Genomic DNA, 17906 nt, shown 5'->3' on the forward strand with positions numbered 1-17906 from the left:
GCCGAGTGGCGGGGCCTTCGTTCTGCTGAGCCCCCATGCGGAATCGAACCGCAGACCTTCTCCTTACCATGGAGACGCTCTACCGACTGAGCTATAGGGGCTTGTTGCTCCGGGTTCCTCGCGGTTCCCCTTGCGACGTCGAGAACATTACATGGTCCGCGGACCCCTTGGGAAATCGGCCCTGCCCAGGCCACAGGGCTAAACTGCCCGAGAAGACCCGATCTGCCGTGCAATGTCGCCCAGCAGCCGCGAACTCCCGTGCAGCAAAGGCGCGTGATCCCGTGTCAGCCCCCGGCCGCAGTCGTGCTTCCGGTCCTGCCCGCTCCGCCTGGTGGGCGCTGGCGCTGCGGCCCGCCCGGCCGCCGGTGCCGTGGCGGCAGACCGTGCGGGCCGCGGTCGGGATGGCGGTGCCGCTGCTGACGGGGCTGCTGGCCGGACGGCTGGACCTGGGCGTGTTCGCGGCGCTGGGCGCCATGCACGCCACCATGAACGACCGGGTGGAGCCGCTGCGGCTGCGCGCGCCGCGGATCGCGCTGGCGCTGACCGCGTCCACCACGGGCATGCTGATCGGCGCCGCGCTCCAGCACCTCGGCGCGGGCGGCCTGCGGGTCGGCGTCGCGCTGACGGTGCTCGGCTTCGTCGGCGGCGCGCTGTCCGCGACCGGCCCGCGCGGCTCGGCGGCCGGGATGCTGCTGCTGGTGTCGGCCTCGCTGGGCGGCGGCATGGCGCTGCCGCACCCGTGGTGGGCGGCGCCCGTGATGATGCCGTGCGGCGCGGCGCTGGTCCTGCTGCTGGGCGTGCGCTACCGCACCGACGTCCGCACCGACCCGCGCACCGTCGCCCTCGCCGAGGTCTACCGGGCGCTCGGCGGCCTGCTGGCCGCGCTCGGCACCCCGGACGGCGCGGCGGCCCGCCGGGTGCTGACCGGCCGGCTCAACCTGATGCAGGACCTGCTGCCGCCGGCCCGCCCGGGCCGCCGCGAGTCGGAGCGCCTGCGCCGGCTGCGCCGCTCGTACGAGGCCGCGCTCGGCGCCACCGAGGCCGCCGCCGGGCTGCTCTGGGCGTGGCGCCCGGTGCCGCCCGAGCTCGCGGCGTTCCCGGCGGAGCTGGCCCGGCAGATCACCGGCGGCCCCGAGCCCGAGTACCCCGACTGGCAGCCGGACACGCCGTCCCGGACGGCCTTCGACACGGCGCTGCGGGCCGCCGCCGAGACCGTCGCGGGCCGCTGGGCCCCGCTGGACACCGCCGCTCAGCCCCCGCCCGACCCGTGGCGGCTGCGCGCCCGCCTGCTGTCGGCCGGTTCGGTGCGCTACGGCCTGCGGGTGGCGCTGTGCGTGGCGGTCGCCGAGGCCGCGGTCAACGCGCTGACGCTGAGCCGCAGTTACTGGGTGCCGCTGACGGTGGCGTTCGTCCTCAAGCCGGATCTGGGCTCGGTGTTCCAGCGGGCGGTCAGCCGGGTGCTGGGCACCCTGCTCGGCATCGCGGCGACGGCCGTCCTTCTGGGCCTGACCACCGACGCGTGGGCGCTGAGCGTCGCGGTGTCGCTGTGCGTGGCGCTGCTGCCGTACTCGACGGCCGCGCACTACGGGCTGAACACCGCCGTGATGACGCCGGTGGCGCTGATCCTGGTGCAGCTCGGCGGGGAGAGCGGCGCCGCCGAGTTCTGGCCCCGGGTGCTGGACACCACGCTGGCCAGCGCCATCGTGCTGGTCTTCGGCTACCTGCTGTGGCCCGAACGCGCCCCGCACCGGATCGAGCCCGGCATCGTGACGGCCGCCGCCACCGTCCGCGAGTACCTGGCCGCCGTCGCCCGGGTCGAGCCGGTCGCCGAGGTGTGGCTGCGCCGCACCGCCTACCGGGCGCTCGCCGACACCCGCCGGCAGGTCGACCTCGGCCTCGCCGAACCCCCGCCCGCCGGCCGCCTCGCCGAGCAGTGGCTGCCCGCCACCGCCGCACTGGAACGCCTCTCCGGCGCGGTCGCCGCGTACGCCGCCCAACTCCGGTACGGCGGACGGGAACCCGAGCCGGAGGTGATCGACCGCGTGCTGCGCTCGCTGGACCGGCTCACCGACGCCGCCCGCGCCCACCGGCCGCCGGCCGGCCGGGCCGCCCGCCCGACCGGACCGCACGACCCGACCCGCAGCGCGCTGGCCCGCGCGGCCGACGAACTGGACGTCCTGCTCGGCTGAACCTCAGACCTGCTCGGCCAGCTCCAGCCAGCTCATCTCCAGCTCCTCCTTGTCCTCGCGGACCTTGCGCAGCTGCGCGTCCAGCTCGGCGACCTTGGAGAAGTCAGCGGCGTGCTCGGCCAGTTGGACGTGCAGCTTGGACTCCTGCTGGTCCAGCTTGGCGATCTGCCGCTCCAGCTTCTGCATCTCCTTCTTCGCCGCCCGCACATCGCCCGCCGACAGGCCGGCGGACGCCTCGGCGGCGGCCGGGACCTGCGCGGCAGCGGCAGCCGCGGCGGCCTCCGCCATCGCGGTGCGGCGCTCCAGGTACTCGTCCACGCCGCCCGGCAGCATCCGCATCCGGCGGTCGCCGAGCAGCGCGTACGCGGTGTCGGTGGTCCGCTCGATGAAGAACCGGTCGTGGCTGATGACGACCATCGAGCCGGGCCAGCCGTCGAGCACGTCCTCCAGCTGGTTCAGGGTCTCGATGTCCAGGTCGTTGGTGGGCTCGTCGAGGAACAGCACGTTCGGCTCGTCCATCAGCAGCCGCAGCAGCTGCAGCCGGCGGCGCTCACCGCCGGACAGGTCGCCGACCGGCGTCCACTGCTTGTCCTTGCCGAAGCCGAACTGCTCGCACAGCTGCCCGGCGCTCATCTCCCGGCCCTTGCCGAGGTCCACCCGGCCGCGCACCTGCTCGACGGCCTGGAGCACCCGGGTGGTCGGGTCCAGCTCGGCGACCTCCTGCGAGAGGTACGCCAGCCGCACCGTCTTGCCGACCTTGATCACACCGCCGGCCGGCTGCACGTCGCCCTCGGTCGCGTACGCGGCCTGCATCGCCCGCAGCAGCGAGGTCTTGCCCGCGCCGTTCACGCCCAGCAGACCGATCCGGTCGCCCGGGCCGAGCTGCCAGGTCAGCCGCTCCAGCAGCAGCTTCTCGCCCGCCTTGACGGTCACGTCCTCCAGGTCGAAGACCGTCCGGCCCAGCCGGGCGTTGGCGAACTTCATCAGCTCGGACTTGTCGCGCGGCTCCGGCACGTCCGCGATCAGCGCGTTCGCCGCCTCGATCCGGTACCGCGGCTTGGACGTCCGCGCCGGGGCGCCGCGGCGCAGCCAGGCCAGCTCCTTGCGGGCCAGGTTCTGCCGCTTCTGCTCCTCCGTCGCCTCGATCCGGGAGCGCTCGGCGCGCGCGAACACGTAGTCCGAGTAGCCGCCCTCGTACTCGCGCACCTCGCCGCGCTGGACGTCCCACATCCGGGTGCAGACCTGGTCCAGGAACCACCGGTCGTGGGTGACGCAGACCAGCGCCGAGCGCCGGTTCTGCAGGTGCTTCGCCAGCCAGGCGATGCCCTCCACGTCCAGGTGGTTGGTCGGCTCGTCCAGCACGATCAGGTCCGGCTCGCCCAGCAGCAGCTTCGCCAGCGCGATCCGGCGGCGCTCACCGCCCGACAGCGGGCCGATCACGGTGTCCAGCCCGTCCGCGAACCCCGGCAGGTCGAGCCCGCCGAACAGGCCCTGGATGATGTCCCGGATCCGCGCGTCGCCCAGCCACTCGTGGTCCGCGCGGTCCGCGATCACCTCGTGCCGGATGGTCGCCTTCGGGTCCAGCGAGTCGTGCTGCGTCAACACGGCCATCTGCAAACCACCCGACCAGGTGATCCGCCCGCTGTCCGGCTCCTCCAGCTTCGCCAGCATCCGGATCAGCGTCGTCTTGCCGTCGCCGTTGCGCCCCACCACCCCGATCCGGTCGCCCTCGCTGACGCCGAGGCTCACCCCGTCCAGCAGGGCCCGGGTGCCGTACACCTTGCTGACGGACTCGATGGTGGCGAGGTTGACGGCCACGAAGCTGCACTCCTGGGGAAGGAAAAGGGGGGAAGAACACTCCCAGCCTAGTGCGAGCGGGTGCGGGGACACCCCCAGCCCCGGCGGGCCGGGGGGCACCCCCACGAGCCCCTGGCGGCGCGCCTACCTGGCACTGTCCAGGCGCTCCCGCTGCTCCGCCGTCAGCTCCAGGTCCAGCGCCCCCAGGCTCTCCTCCAGCTGCGCCACCGAGGACGCCCCCACCAGCGGGATCACCGGCAGCTCCCCGCCGAGCAGCCACGCCAGCACCACCTGGTTGCGGGTCGCCCCGGTCTCCCGGGCCACCGCGTCGAGCGCCGCGAGCCGGGCCGGCGTCCCCGCGTGGTCGAAGGACGGGCCGAGCGGCTTGTCGTCCCGCACGTAGCCGCCGCCGAGCAGCGGGGAGTACGCGACCAGGGTGAGCTCCGGGCTCTCCTTGAGGTACGTGATCAGGTCGCCCTGGACGGCGGCCTGGTCGCCGTCCGCGCTGAGCAGCCCCGGCCAGTCGCCGCGCCGCCGCAGGTAGGTGTGGCCGTACTGGAGCACCTCGTAGCCCGGCAGCCCCGCCTGCGCGGCGAGGTTGCGGGCCCGCTCGACCCGCCACGACCAGTGGTTGGAGACGCCGAGCAGCCCAACCGTCCCCTCCTCGACCAGCTCGCCGAAGGCCCGCACCGTCTCGGCCAGCGGCACCTTGGTGTCCTCGACGTGCGCGTACAGCAGGTCGAGCTTCTCCACCCCGAGCCGCTTCCGGCTGGCCTCGGAGGACGCCCGGATCACCTCGGCGGACAGCCCCTCGCCGTTCTCGATGAACCCCGTCCCCGGCGCCTTCGGCCGGGCCCCGAGCTTGGTCGCGATCACCACCTCGTCGGTGATCCCCCGGCTGGCCCGCCACCGGCCCAGCACTTCCTCGCTGACACCGCCCTGGCCGCCGTCCTGCCAGTACGCGTAGTTGTTCGACGTGTCGATGAACGTGCCCCCGGCCTCGACGTACCGGTCCAGCACCGCGAACGACGTCGCCTCGTCCGTCAGCGTCCCGAACAGCATCGCCCCGAGGCTCAGCACACTGACCTCACGCCGGGTCCGCGGGTCGGTTCCGATGGTGCGCGTGCGCATCCGATTCCCCCTCGTCTCCGCAGCCCGCCCGATCGCGGGCCACAGCCACGAGTCTCGAACCCGGAGCGCGCTCCAGGTCAAGCAGAGGTCTGAACCACCTGCGCGCCGGGGACCGGGCCGTGGGTGGGGTGGGCGGTGCGGCAGGTGCCGGAGGTGCGGAGGGCGGCGGCGATCTGGGCGGCGGCGTCGGCGTCCTTGGCCAGGAAGGCGCAGGTCGGGCCGGAGCCGGAGACCAGGGCGGCCAGCGCGCCGGCCTCGGTGCCCGCGTGCAGGGTGTCGGCGAGGGACGGGCGCAGCGAGATCGCGGCGGCCTGGAGGTCGTTGCTGAGCGCGGCGGCCAGCGCGACGGGGTCGCCCTCGGCGAGGGCGGCGAGCAGCTCGGGGTCGGCGTCGGGGGTCGGGACGTCCTCGATCGTGGCGCCGATTCCGGACTCCTCACGCAGCCGGTCGCATTCGCGGAACACCGCCGGGGTGGACAGCCCCCCGTCGGCGACCGCGAACACCCAGTGGAACGTCCCGCTGACGGGCAGCGCCTCCAGGATCTCGCCGCGCCCGCGCCCCAGCGCGACGCCGCCGAGCAGCGCGAACGGGACGTCGGAGCCGAGTTCGGCGGCCAGCTCCAGCAGGGTCTCCCGCGGGGTGTCGAGGCCCCACAGGGCGTCGCAGGCGAGCAGCGCGGCGGCGCCGTCCGCGCTTCCGCCGGCCATGCCGCCGGCCACCGGGATGGCCTTGGCGATGTGCAGGTGGACGCCGGGGTCGGCCAGGCCGTGGTGGGCGGCGAGCAGCCGGGCGGCGCGGGCGGCCAGGTTGGTGTCGTCGAGCGGGACGGCGTCCGCGTCGGGCCCGGTGCAGGTCAGCGTGACGCCGTCGCCGGGGGTGGCGGTGACCTCGTCGCCGAGCGCGACGGCGAAGAACACGTTCGCCAGGTCGTGGTAGCCGTCGGGGCGGACCCCGCCGACGCCGAGCTGGACGTTGACCTTGGCGGGTACGCGGACGGTGACCATCACTGCTCCGGAGTCTTCGGCTTGTGCTCGGCGATCGCCGCGAACTGCTCCACCGTCAGCATCTCGCCGCGCAGCGTGTGATCGATGCCCGCGCCGCGCAGCGCCTCCTCGGCGGCGGCGGGCGAGCCGGCCCAGCCGGCCAGCGCGGCCCGCAGGGTCTTGCGGCGCTGCGCGAACGCGGCGTCCACGACGGCGAACACCTCGCGCCGGGTGGCGGTGGTGGACGGCGGGTCGCGGCGGATCAGCGAGACCAGGCCGGAGTCGACGTTCGGCGCGGGCCAGAACACGTTCCGCCCGATCGCGCCGGCGCGCTTCACGTCCGCGTACCAGTTGGCCTTCACGGACGGCACGCCGTAGACCTTGTTGCCGGGCTTGGCGGCGAGCCGGTCGGCGACCTCGCTCTGCACCATCACCAGCGTGCGCTCGATGCTGGGGAACGTCTCCAGCATGTGCAGCAGCACCGGGACGGCGACGTTGTACGGCAGGTTCGCCACCAGCGCGGTCGGCTCGGGGCCGGGCAGCTCGGTGACCTCCATGGCGTCGCTCAGCACCAGGTCGAAGTGGTCGGCCTTGCCCGGCATCCGGCCCTTGACGGTGTCCGGCAGGTGCCGCGCCAGCAGCGGGTCGATCTCCACCGCCGTGACGTGCCGCGCCACCTCCAGCAGCGCCAGCGTCAGCGACCCGAGCCCCGGCCCGACCTCGACCACCGCGTCCCGCTCCGTCACCTCCGCCGCCCGCACGATCCGCCGCACGGTGTTCCCGTCGATGACGAAGTTCTGCCCGCGCTGCTTGGTCGGCTTCACGCCGAACGCCTCGGCCAGCGCACGAATGTCGGCAGCCCCCAGCAGGTGGCCGTCGGAGGTGGGTTCGGTGGTGCTCACCCGCCAAGGATACGGGTCACCGCCGGACGAGCCGCTTGAGATCGATCTCGACGGGCAACGGCAGGTCAGTCCGCAGCACTCCTTCGTGCACGCCGACCGGGAGGCGGACGGCCCGCGCCTCCATGCTGACGAGCGGATATGCCGGAGGGATGCGCTCAGTAGCCGAAGGCCCGTGCCGTGTTGGCGGCGATCGCCGTCGCCAACTCGTCCTCGCCCAGCGTCAGATGGGCCGCCATCGCGCGCAGGGTGACCGGGATCAGGTAGGGGGCGTTGGGGCGGCCGCGGTAGGGGTGGGGGGTGAGGAAGGGGGCGTCGGTCTCGATCAGGACGCGGTCGAGGGGGGTGGCGGTGAGGGCCTCGCGCAGGGCGTGGTTGGCCTTGTAGGTGACGGGGCCGGCGAAGGAGAGGTACCAGCCGTGTTCGGCGCAGGTCCTGGCCATGGCGGCGTCGCCGGAGTAGCAGTGGAAGACCGTCCGCTCGGGGGCGCCTTCTTCGAGCAGGACGGCGATGACGTCCTCGTGGGCCTCGCGGTCGTGGATGACGAGGGCCTTGCCGTGGCGCTTGGCGATCTCGATGTGGCGGCGGAAGGACTCCTTCTGCAGGTCGACGCCCTCGGGCCCGGTGCGGAAGTAGTCGAGGCCGGTCTCGCCGACGGCGAGGACGTGCGGGAGGGCGGCCAGCCGGTCGATCTCCGCGAGCGCCTCGTCCAGGGCGCTCTGCCCGCCGGGGGCGCGCCGCTGGCCGGACCAGCCGTCGGGGTCGCCGAGGAAGATCCGCGGGGCCTCGTTGGGGTGCAGCGCGACCGCGGCGTGCACCTGCTCGAACTCGGCGGCGAGGTCGGCGGCCCACTGCGAGCCGGGCACGTCGCAGCCGACCTGGACGACGGTGGTGACGCCGACGGACGCGGCGCGGGCCAGCCCTTCGGCGGGGGTGCCGGACTGCATGTCCAGGTGGGTGTGCGAGTCGGCGACGGGCACCGCGAGCGGCTCGGGGAGCGGCGGCGGGGTGGAGCGGTCGTCGTTCTTCTTGGCGGCCATCGGAGCGCGGTCTTCTCTTCGGGGTCGGGAGAACGGGGAGGGTCGCGGCGAATCCTACGTCCCCGGGCGTGCCGCGGCCCCGGGTCGCGGGTGGCGGTCCGGGGCCGGCGGGGTGCGGTCGAGGGGGTGGTCAGTCGGTGCGGTGGCGCCGGAACAGCCGGTTCCACCAGTGCCGGACGCGCGGCTTGCGGGCCCGCTGCGGGCCCTCGGGTTCGGCGGTGGGCGCGTAGCCGGGGGCGATGTTGGCGGCGACCTCGGCGACCCGGCCGGCCCGCATGATCCGGACCCGTTCGCCGCCGCAGCCGGGGCAGACCAGTTCGCGCAGCGGGGACGGCACCTTGACCCCGTTGGCCTTGTACTCGACGACGGTGTGTCCGTCCTTGCCGGTGTGGTGTTCGATGTCGTACGCCTGCTCCCAGCCGTAGCCGCAGTTGAGGCAGACGAAGGAGTAGGCCTCGCGGACCGTCTCCACGGGGATGCGCGGCCGGGTGGTCAGCCCGAGGCCGCTGGGTGCTCCGCCGTCCAGGGGGCTGTCGATCGTGTCGCTCATGCGCCACCTCGCTTCGCTCGGAGCCCGTCGCCCGACCTGGCGGGCCCGGCGCGGGTCTTTCCATCCCAGGGAATGCCCGGGAGGGTCCGTCCGATGCCCGGCTTGCCAAGTCTTGGTTCCGAATTGGCCCTCCGCTGGGGTGCTCATTCCAACGTACGACCGATTTCGGCCATCAGCACACGACGGCCCGGCGGCCGCCGGGCGGCGGTTCAGCCGGCGTGCTTGGCCGCCACCACGGCGTCGAAGACCACGGACTTGCGCAGCCCGAGTTCGGCGGCGACGGCGGCGATGGCCTCCTTGCGGCGTTCCCCGGCCGCTTCGCGGGCGGCGACCCGGCGGGCCAGTTCGGCGGGGCCGACCTCCTCGGGGGCGGCGGGCGGGGCGCCGGCCACCACAACGGTGATCTCGCCCTTGACGCCCTCAGCGGCCCAAGCGGCGAGCTCGGCGAGCGGGCCGCGCCTGACCTCCTCGTAGGTCTTGGTGAGCTCGCGACAGACGGCGGCGGGGCGCTCGGCGCCGAAGGCGTCGGCCATCGCGGCGAGGGTCTCGGCGATCCGGTGCGGGGCCTCGAAGAAGACCATGGTGCGCGGCTCGGCGGCGATCTGGGCGAGCTGCCGGGAGCGGTCGCCGGCCTTGCGGGGCAGGAAGCCCTCGAAGGTGAAGCGGTCGACCGGCAGCGCGGACAGCGCCAGCGCGGTGAGCACGGCGGACGGGCCGGGCACGGCGGTGACCTTGATCCCGGCGGCGACGGCCGCGTCGACCAGCCGGTAGCCGGGGTCGGAGACCGAGGGCATGCCGGCGTCGGTGACCAGCAGCACCCGGGCGCCGCCCTGGAGCGCGGCGACCAGTTCGGGGGTGCGGCCGACCTCGTTGCCCTCGAAGTAGGACACCACCCGGCCGGTCGGCGTCACACCGAGCGCCTGGGTGAGCCGGCGCAGCCGCCGGGTGTCCTCGGCGGCGATGACGTCCGCTTCGGCGAGTTCGGCGCGCAGTCGGGGCGGCGCGTCCTCGACGTCGCCGATGGGGGTACCTGCCAGTACGAGAACACCAGTCACGGGACCATCCTCCCCTACCGGCGGGGGTCCTCACCGGGACGGACGCGGCGCGGTGCGGTGCGGGCCGTGCCGGGACCCCTTGTGACTTCCGCCATTGCCCCTACGATGTGGCCCGTGAGCGGCGACATCGACAGTGGTATGGACCACCCCGAGCGGGGCGGCGTGACCGTGCTGGAACCGGCCGATCCGGCCGCCGTTCCGGGCCCGCGCCCGGAGCCCGAACCGGCCTCCCGGTGGGCCCGGGCGCTGTCCGGCGTGGGCTACCGCGCGCCGCGGCGCATGCCGGTGGACGAGCAGCTGGCGCCCCCGATGCCGGACGGCCCGGGCGTCACGCCGGAGCGGGTCGCGCCGTCCCCGGTGCTGGCCCGGCTGGGCATCCGGCTGCCGGACGCGCTCTGGTCGTGGCTGTGCCGCTGGTCGGGCTGGCTCGGCCCGGTCGCGGTCGCGGTGTTCGCGGGCGTGCTGCGCTTCGTCAACCTGGGCGGGCCGCACGCGCTGATCTTCGACGAGACGTACTACGCGAAGGACGCGTACTCGCTCTGGCAGGTCGGCTACGAGACCAACTGGTCGGAGGACGCCAACGCGCTGATCACCGGCGCGAACCCGACCGTCCCGTTCCGCACCGACCCGGCGTACATCGTGCACCCGCCGGTCGGTAAGTGGATCATCGGCCTGGGCGAGCAGCTCTACGGCATGAACCCGTTCGGCTGGCGGTTCATGATGGCCGTGCTCGGCACCCTGTCGGTGCTGATGCTGGCCCGGATCGGGCGGCGCCTGTTCCGCTCCACCCTGCTGGGCTGCGTGGCCGGCCTGCTGCTGTCGGTCGACGGCCTGCACTTCGTGCTCAGCCGCACCGCGATCCTCGACCTGATCGTGATGTTCTGGTTCCTGGCCGCGTTCGGCCTGCTGCTGATCGACCGGGACCGCACCCGGGCACTGATCGCGAAGCGCCTGGACGCGGGCCTGGACGCCGGCTGGTGGCAGCTCGGCTGGCGGCCGTACCGGCTGGCGGCGGGCGTCAGCCTCGGCCTGATGATGGGCACCAAGTGGAGCGGCGCCCCGGCGATCGCCGCGTTCGTGCTGCTCACCGCGTTCTGGGACTCCTCGGCCCGCCGGCTGGCCGGCCGGATGCGCACCCCGGACGGCCGGCCGGTCACCGAGGGCGGGCGCCTGCTGCGGCACACCTGGGACTTCGTCTCCTCCGGCCTGAGCATCGGCCTCACCGCGCTGGCCACCTACCTGGTCAGCTGGACCGGCTGGATCCTGTCCTCAACGCAGCCCGGCAAGGGCGGCTACTTCCGCGACTGGGCGGTGCAGAACCCGGGCGGTTTCGGCCCGGACTGGCTGCGCAGCCTGTGGCACTACCACGCCACCATGTGGGAGTTCCACACCAACCTGCACAGCCCGCACACCTACCAGTCCAACCCGTGGAGCTGGCTGGTGCTGGGCCGGCCCGTCTCGTTCTTCTACGAGTCGCCGAAGGCCGGCCAGGACGGCTGCACCGCCTCCGACTGCGCCCGCGAGGTGCTGGCCATCGGCACCCCGCTGCTGTGGTGGGCGGGCATCGCCGCGCTGCTGTACTGCCTGTACCGCTGGCTGATGCGCCGCGACTGGCGGGCCGGGGCGCTGCTGAGCGGCGTGGCGGCCGGCTACCTGCCCTGGTTCATGTACCAGGAGCGGACGATCTTCCTGTTCTACGCGGTGTGCTTCGTGCCGTTCCTGGTGCTGGCGGTGACGATGATGATCGGCGCGATGCTGGGCCCCGCCGACGCCTCGCCGGACCGCCGGCTGGCGGGCGCGACGGGTGCGGGACTGCTGATCGCCGCGATCATGTGGAACTTCCTGTACTTCTATCCGATCTACACCGGCCAGACGATCCCGATGCCGGACTGGAACGGCCGGATGTGGCTCAGCACCTGGATCTGAGCCGCGCCGGAGGGCGTGTACCGGAACTGTCACAAACCACCCCTGTGTCGTGAGTGCACGGATGGTGTCTGCCTATGGTGTTGTGGCCGCTGATTTCCTACGGCCACGACACATCCTGGGGGGCTCCACGTGAACAACGGCGCGAAGATCGGCATCGCCTCGGCCGCCGCTGTGCTGCTCCTCGCCGGCGGCTACGGGGCGTACGCCCTGGTCTCCGGCGACTCGGGCGGCGAGAAGGAGGCGGCCAAGCCCCGCACCGTGGTCGCCGAACCCCCCAGCCAGGAGCTCGCCGCGTCCGGCGCCAAGGCCTTCCTGGAGGCCTGGGCCAAGGGCGACCTGACCGCCGCCGCCAAGCTCACCGACGACCCGGACAAGGCGCAGAGCGCACTGCAGGCCTTCCAGAACGACCTGAAGCCCAGCGCCGTCCACCTCAACGCCGGCGGCCCGACCACCGCGCCCAGCCCGTCCGCCTCCAAGTCCTCCGCCGCCGGCGTGGGCGACGTGACGGCCCCGCCCTCCGCGACCGCCTCCGCCGGACCGACCGGGGTGCTGCAGAGCTTCAAGGCGTCGATGGAGTTCCCCGAGACCGGCTCCCCGTGGACCTACGACGGCGTGCTCGGGGTGGTGAAGATGAGCGACGGCACCGCCGCCGTGCACTGGGCGCCCTCGGTGATCCACCCGAAGCTGGACGGCACCGAGACCATCGGCGTCAAGCCGGTGTACGCCGCGCCCGCCGCCATCACCGACCGCAAGGGCAAGCCGCTGGCCGGCTACGCCTCGCTCAACGGCCTGCTGACCCAGCTCAAGGGCGCCGCCCCGCAGGGCGGCAAGCCGGAGGACGCCGGAACGGCCGTGGTGATCTCCCCGGCGTCCGGCAACGGGGCCACCGAGAAGCTGTTCACGCTCAAGGAGCCCAAGCCCGTCCCCAACCTGAAGCTGACCCTGGACGCGGACCTCCAGGCGGCCGCCGAGTCGGCCGTCGCCGCGCAGGGCAAGCCGGGCTCGCTGGTGGCGATCGAGCCCAGCAGCGGCGGCATCCTGGCCTACGCCTTCTCCCCCGTCACCGGCCAGAACCGGGCGTTCTCCGGGGCGACCGCGCCCGGCTCCACCATGAAGGTGCTGACCGCCGCCGCGCTGATGGAGGCCGGCGTCACGCCCGGCACCTCGATGCCCTGCCCGGAGACCACCATGGTCACCGGCAAGTCGATCAGCAACGACTTCCCGGGCTCGCACCCGGACTACACGCTCACCGACGCGTTCATCAACTCCTGCAACACCTCCTTCATCGAGAAGGGCAAGGACGTCCTCAAGCCGGACACCCTGCCCGCGCTCGCCAAGGACGTGTTCGGCATCGGCCTGGTCTGGAAGACCGGCCTGTCCAACTTCGACACCCAGATCCCGGTCGAGAACAACATGGCGGGCGCGGCCAGCGAGTTCATCGGCCAGGGAAAGATCCGCGCCAACCCGCTGGGCATGGCGTCGATCGCGGCGACCGTGCAGTCCGGGGTGTTCCGGCAGCCGATCCTGGTGCCCGGCATGGAGCAGAAGAAGGCCGCCCGGACGCTCTCCCCCGAGGTGCTCAACAGCCTGCGCTCGCTGATGACGCAGACCGTCAAGTCCGGCACCGCCGCCGCCGTGAAGCCGGCCCTGCCGGCCGGCTCCGGGGCGAAGACCGGCACCGCCGAGGTCGACAACTCCGGCTCGAACTCCTGGTTCACCTCCTACTCGGGCAACCTCGCGGTCGCCGCCGAGTTCGAGGGCGCCGGGCACGGCTCGGCGGCGGCCGGGCCGGCCTCGTCCAAGGTGCTGGCGGTCGGCAACAAGGGCTGACGCCCGGCCCGGCCGGGGCTACTGGGCGAAGCGCCGCAGCAGGTTCTCGGTGACCTGGCGGGTGAACGCCCCGGCCCGGCCGTCGATGCCGTGGATGCCGCCCTGGCCGGTCGCCTCCAGCGACTCCACCCACCGCATGGTGCCGGTGGCGAAGACCATCGCGCCGCTGCCCGCCGTGTACAGCGCGGTGTCCGCGAAGGACGGCCGGCCGTCGCAGACCACCGGGGAGTGCGACAGCACCTCGATGCCCTGCGGCGTCGGGTAGGACGTGTTCACCCGGTCGTACTCGACGCCCACCAGGTGCGGGAAGCTGTCGCCGGCCTTGGCGCCGGTGCCCGCGACCAGCCAGTGGTCGGGCGCGGTGACCACGTACGGGGCGTCCACCGGGTAGCCGTCGTAGATCACGCCGAGCAGCGAGGACTCCGGGTCGGCGCCGGGCGCGGAGCGGAAGTCGGTGGTCGCCGGGTGCCCCGCCCGGTAGCCCGGGTCGTCCTTCCAGGCGCCCTTCCAGCACACCACGGTGCGGTCCGGCCCGGTCGGCGACGGCTCGTAACGCACCCGCCGGAAGCAGCAGTTGGCGCCCAGGACGGCCAGGTGGGTGCCGGCGTCGCGGGCCGCCGTGACGTGGGCGCGCTGCTCGGGCGACCAGTACTCGTCGTGGCCGAGCGAGAGGACGGCCTTGGCGCCGCGCAGCAGGTTCGGGTCGGCGGCGACGTCGATGCAGGTGGCGTACGACAGCGGGATGCCGAGCTTCTCGGCGAGCGCGATCAGCGGGGCCTCGTAGACCAGGAACAGGCCCGCGCCGTCGTCGTACTGGTAGGGCCGGTCGAAGCTGACCTGGTACGAGCGGGTGGGCAGCCCGCCGGACGGGCCGTTGTACAGGTTGTAGCCGCCCCACTCGTTGTAGGCCTGCCAGGTGGCGACGGAGTTGACCACCACGGTGGTGCCGGCGGTGCTGCGCGAGCGCACCGTGAGCGGCACGTACCGCTGCCCGGCGCCGCCGTCCGCGTCCAGCCGCAGCAGGTAGCAGCCCTCCGGCCAGCCCGTGGTGTCGACGGCGGTGGTGCGCGGCCAGTCGGTGATCACCGTGCGGGTGGTCTGTTCGACGGTGAACGGCCGCTGCCTGCCGCCCGGCAGCCGCTCCGACTTCCACACCTGGCGGGCGCGGGCCCCGCCGTACCAGCCCATCCGGTAGGCGGTGACGGTGAAGCCGGGCGCGGTGGTGGAGACGTGCAGGCCGACCTGCTCGCCGGGCAGCACGCTGACCCGGTCCGCCCAGCCCTCGATCGCGTCGGCCGGGCCGGCGTGGGTGATCGCCCAGTCGGCGTTGCCGGGCCTGGCGTTCTCGGCGGCGGTGCCGGAGGGCGCGGGGCTCGGCGCGGCGGCGGTGGCACCGGTGGCGCCGGCGGCGGGTGCGGCGGCGCCGGTGCGGCTCGGGCCGCAGGCGGTCAGCGAGGCGGCCGCTCCGGCGGCCAGGCCCAGGAAGCGGCGTCGTCCGGTGGCGCCCAAGATCACTCCCGTGTTCGAACGGTGTCCCGGGCCACCTTAGGCACTGCGGACGCCCGCCGTTGCGACGGCCTGCGCCCCGGCACCGCAACCAGCCGTCCGGGCCCGGCCGCCAGCCGGGGCCACAGCACCAGCACGGCGGGCAGCGCCAGGTACCCGAACCGCCCGGCCGGGGCCAGTGCGAACGCCACCGTCAGACCGGCCGCCAGCAGGTCGCAGGCGGCCACGGCGGTGGCCGGCGGGTGGGTCGCCAGCCACCCCGCGACGGCCAGCGCGCCCGCGCACAGCAGCGCCAGCGACAGGGCGTGGCCGAACGGGCCGAGACCGGCCAGCACCTTGCCCGGCAGCGGACTTCCGGCCGGCGTCCGCAGCGCCGTCAGGCCCAGCGGGAAGCGCACCACCTGCTCGCACAGCTCGCGCCGGTGCCACACCGCGAACGGCCCGATCACCGCCCCGCCGACGGCCAGCGCCGACCCGGCGGCCCGCAGCGCCGGGCGCGGGCCGTGCCGGCGGTGCAACAGCAGCAGCGCGACCGGCAGCGCCGGCCAGGCCGTCCACTTCAACGCGCAGGCCAGCGCCAGCACCAGGCCGGTGCGCAGCGGCCACCCGCGTTCGGCGAGCGCCAGCGCCAGGCAGCACACCCCGATCAGCGGCAGGTCGACGCCGCCGACCACCAGCGCCAGCGCGATCAGCGGCGAGGCGGTGAGCACCGTCAGCGGCAGCGCCGCCTTCCGCAGCGGCCCCGGGCGCAGCACCCGCCACCCCGCCGCCAGGCAGGCCAGGAACGCGACCGCGAACCACACCCGGGCGTCGCCGAGCACCCGCGCCGCCGCGCCGGCCTCGCCGAGCAGCAGCCGGGGCAGGCCGAACAGCGACATGGCGGGCAGGTACGGGTTGTAGTCGACGACGTGCGACGGGTGCGGCAGGTACGGGCTGCCGGTGTGCAGCAGCAGCGCCGCCGACCGTTCCACCACCGTCACCTCGGACTGGTGCCGCCCGGCGACCGCCAGCACCCCGAGCGGCGCCAGCACCGCTCCCAGCGCCGCCGCCACCGCGGCCGCCCACGCCGCCGCCCGCCGCGGCAGCGCCAGCCCGAGCACCGCGGCCAGCGCGTACCCGGGCGCCGCGAACCGCCCCCACGCCGCCTGGTTCACCAGGTCCGACCCCGCCGCGATCGCCCCCGCCCACCCCGCTGCCCCCGCCCACCCGACGGCCCGCACCCCGCGACGCCGCACCAGTCGCAGGACCCCCCGGGTGCTCGCCATGGCTGGAAGGCTAGGCCGAAAGCCCCGCCCTGTCGCGGACTTTGCGCCGGTTTCCGCGCTTCCGTCCGATTCTCGCCCCCGGCGGGCCCGCGCAGCATCGACCGGCGCGGGGGGACAGGCAGGCGGACCGGCGCCGACGCGTACAGCCGCGAAGGCGACGAACGTGCTCACGCAGATCATGTCGACGACCAGCTCGAAGAGGGCCCCCGGCGGGCCCGCGCGGAGCGTCACTTCCTCGCGGCGGGCTCCTCGCTCCGGCCGGCGGCGAGGCGGGAGTGCTTGGCGCTGTAGGTGAAGTACAGGACGGCGGCCAGGGCCAGCACGATCGCGAAGGCGATGAAGGTGTCGCGGTGCAGCTTGGTGACCAGGTAGACGCAGAAGGCGGCGCTGAGCACGGGCGTGACCGGGTAGAACGGGACCTTGAAGCCGCGCGGGAGGTCCGGCCGGGTGCGGCGCAGCACGATGATGCCGATGGACACGGCGGTGAAGGCGACGAGGGTGCCCATCGAGGTCATGTCGGCGAGCAGCCGCAGCGGGAAGACCGCGGCCAGCAGGGCGACGGCGGCGCCGACCACGACGGTGTTCCAGATGGGCGTGCCGGTGCGCGGGGAGACCCGGGTGAAGCGGCGCGGCAGCAGCCCGTCGCGGCCCATCGCGAAGAGGATCCGGGTCTGGCCGTAGATCACCACCAGGGTGATGGAGAAGATCGAGACGATCGCGCCGCCGGCGAACACCAGGGCGGGCCAGGACTGGCCGGTGACGTCCTGCAGGATCTGCGCGAGGCCGGCCTCCTGGCCCTCGAACCGCTGCCAGGGCTGCGCGCCGATCGCGGTGACGGCGACCGCGATGTACAGCAGGGTGACGACGGTGAGCGAGATCAGGATGGCCAGCGGCAGCGTCCGTCGCGGTTCGCGGACCTCCTCGCCGGCGGTGGAGACGGCGTCCAGGCCGATGAAGGAGAAGAAGATCGTGGAGGCGGCGGTCTGGACGCCGCCCCAGCCCTCGGGGGCGAACGGGGTGAAGTTGCCGGAGTGGAATCCGGTCAGGCCGATGGCGACGAACAGCACCAGGATGGCCAGCTTGATGGTCACCATCACGGCGTTGACCTTGGCGGATTCGCCGACGCCGCGGATCAGCAGCACGGTGACCAGGGCGACCAGCACCACGGCGGGCAGGTTGAAGATGCCGTCCTCGCCGGGCGGCGCGGTGAGCGCCGCGGGCAGGTGCAGGCCGAACGCCAGGTCGGCGAACTGGTTGAGGTACTGGCCCCAGGTGACGGCGATCGCGGACGCGGAGACGCCGTACTCCATCAGCAGGCAGACGCCGACGCCGAACGCGACCGCTTCGCCCATGGTGGCGTACGCGTACGAGTAGGAGGAGCCGGCCACCGGGATGGCGGAGGCCAGTTCGGCGTAGCAGAGCGCGGTGAGGCCGGCGGTGACGGCGGCGATCACGAAGGACAGCACCACGGCGGGCCCGGCGATCGGGACGGAGGTGGTGAGGACGAAGAAGATGCCGGTGCCGACGGTGGCGCCGATGCCGATCGCGGAGAGCTGCCACAGGCCGATGGATCGGCGCAGGTGGCCGGCTCCGGTTCCGCCCGCTTCGGCGATCAGGGTGTCCACGGGCTTGCGCCGCAGCAGGCGGGTGGTGCTCATCGGTGTCCTTCTGGTGGGGATCAGGGAGGGACTGTATCAAATACGACGCTTTGCATAATTATGTGAGCTGTGCGACG

The 17906-nt window shown here is 73.9% G+C and carries 13 protein-coding genes and 1 tRNA gene; 3 read left to right on the top strand and 11 right to left on the bottom strand.

What is annotated here, in order from left to right; genetic code table 11:
• Positions 1–28: 28 nt before the first annotated feature.
• Positions 29–101, bottom strand: a tRNA-Thr gene (locus ACWEMJ_RS23640).
• Positions 102–281: 180 nt separating this feature from the next.
• Between ACWEMJ_RS23640 and ACWEMJ_RS23645 the strand changes: the two genes are divergently transcribed.
• Complete coding sequence (locus tag ACWEMJ_RS23645) at positions 282–2189, top strand: FUSC family protein (RefSeq protein WP_452139100.1); 1908 nt, start codon at positions 282–284, stop codon at positions 2187–2189.
• A 3-nt stretch (positions 2190–2192) separates the two neighbouring features.
• Here the strand turns inward: ACWEMJ_RS23645 and ACWEMJ_RS23650 are convergent, their stop codons facing one another.
• The 7 genes from ACWEMJ_RS23650 to rsmI all read right to left on the bottom strand — a co-directional run bounded on the left by ACWEMJ_RS23650 (position 2193) and on the right by rsmI (position 9644).
• Positions 2193–4007: an ABC-F family ATP-binding cassette domain-containing protein gene (locus ACWEMJ_RS23650; protein ID WP_452139101.1), complete on the bottom strand. Its 1815-nt coding sequence runs from the start codon at positions 4005–4007 to the stop codon at positions 2193–2195.
• A 123-nt stretch (positions 4008–4130) separates the two neighbouring features.
• The gene (locus ACWEMJ_RS23655) at positions 4131–5117 is read right to left on the bottom strand and encodes an aldo/keto reductase (RefSeq protein ID WP_452139102.1); all 987 of its coding nucleotides are present in this window, start codon (positions 5115–5117) and stop codon (positions 4131–4133) included.
• Positions 5118–5194: 77 nt separating this feature from the next.
• On the bottom strand, positions 5195–6121 hold the full coding sequence (locus tag ACWEMJ_RS23660; protein ID WP_452139103.1) for a 4-(cytidine 5'-diphospho)-2-C-methyl-D-erythritol kinase: 927 nt from the start codon (positions 6119–6121) through the stop codon (positions 5195–5197).
• A complete protein-coding gene (rsmA, locus tag ACWEMJ_RS23665; protein WP_452139104.1) occupies positions 6121–7002 on the bottom strand; it encodes a 16S rRNA (adenine(1518)-N(6)/adenine(1519)-N(6))-dimethyltransferase RsmA in 882 nt (293 codons plus the stop codon). The genes ACWEMJ_RS23660 and rsmA overlap by 1 nt, the downstream gene beginning before the upstream one ends.
• A gap of 155 nt (positions 7003–7157) precedes the next feature.
• Positions 7158–8039: a TatD family hydrolase gene (locus tag ACWEMJ_RS23670; RefSeq protein ID WP_452139105.1), complete on the bottom strand. Its 882-nt coding sequence runs from the start codon at positions 8037–8039 to the stop codon at positions 7158–7160.
• Between the two features lie 130 nt (positions 8040–8169).
• On the bottom strand, positions 8170–8589 hold the full coding sequence (locus tag ACWEMJ_RS23675) for a hypothetical protein (protein ID WP_452139106.1): 420 nt from the start codon (positions 8587–8589) through the stop codon (positions 8170–8172).
• Positions 8590–8798: 209 nt separating this feature from the next.
• A complete protein-coding gene (gene rsmI / locus ACWEMJ_RS23680; RefSeq protein ID WP_452139107.1) occupies positions 8799–9644 on the bottom strand; it encodes a 16S rRNA (cytidine(1402)-2'-O)-methyltransferase in 846 nt (281 codons plus the stop codon).
• A 105-nt stretch (positions 9645–9749) separates the two neighbouring features.
• Here rsmI and ACWEMJ_RS23685 point away from each other — a divergent pair, with 105 nt between their 5' ends.
• Positions 9750–11570, top strand: a complete 1821-nt coding sequence (locus tag ACWEMJ_RS23685; RefSeq protein ID WP_452139108.1) for a dolichyl-phosphate-mannose--protein mannosyltransferase — start codon at positions 9750–9752, stop codon at positions 11568–11570.
• Between the two features lie 129 nt (positions 11571–11699).
• Entirely contained in the window at positions 11700–13400 is a 1701-nt protein-coding gene (locus tag ACWEMJ_RS23690) for a penicillin-binding transpeptidase domain-containing protein (protein WP_452139109.1), read from the top strand.
• Positions 13401–13418: 18 nt separating this feature from the next.
• Here ACWEMJ_RS23690 and ACWEMJ_RS23695 read toward each other — a convergent pair whose 3' ends face one another.
• The 3 genes from ACWEMJ_RS23695 to ACWEMJ_RS23705 all read right to left on the bottom strand — a co-directional run bounded on the left by ACWEMJ_RS23695 (position 13419) and on the right by ACWEMJ_RS23705 (position 17829).
• Entirely contained in the window at positions 13419–14909 is a 1491-nt protein-coding gene (locus ACWEMJ_RS23695) for a N,N-dimethylformamidase beta subunit family domain-containing protein (RefSeq protein WP_452139110.1), read from the bottom strand.
• 2 nt (positions 14910–14911) lie between these two features.
• Entirely contained in the window at positions 14912–16171 is a 1260-nt protein-coding gene (locus ACWEMJ_RS23700; protein WP_452139111.1) for a hypothetical protein, read from the bottom strand.
• 227 nt (positions 16172–16398) lie between these two features.
• Positions 16399–17829: an amino acid permease gene (locus ACWEMJ_RS23705; protein ID WP_452139112.1), complete on the bottom strand. Its 1431-nt coding sequence runs from the start codon at positions 17827–17829 to the stop codon at positions 16399–16401.
• Positions 17830–17906 lie beyond the last annotated feature (77 nt).

Source organism: Kitasatospora sp. NPDC004531 (assembly GCF_053602195.1).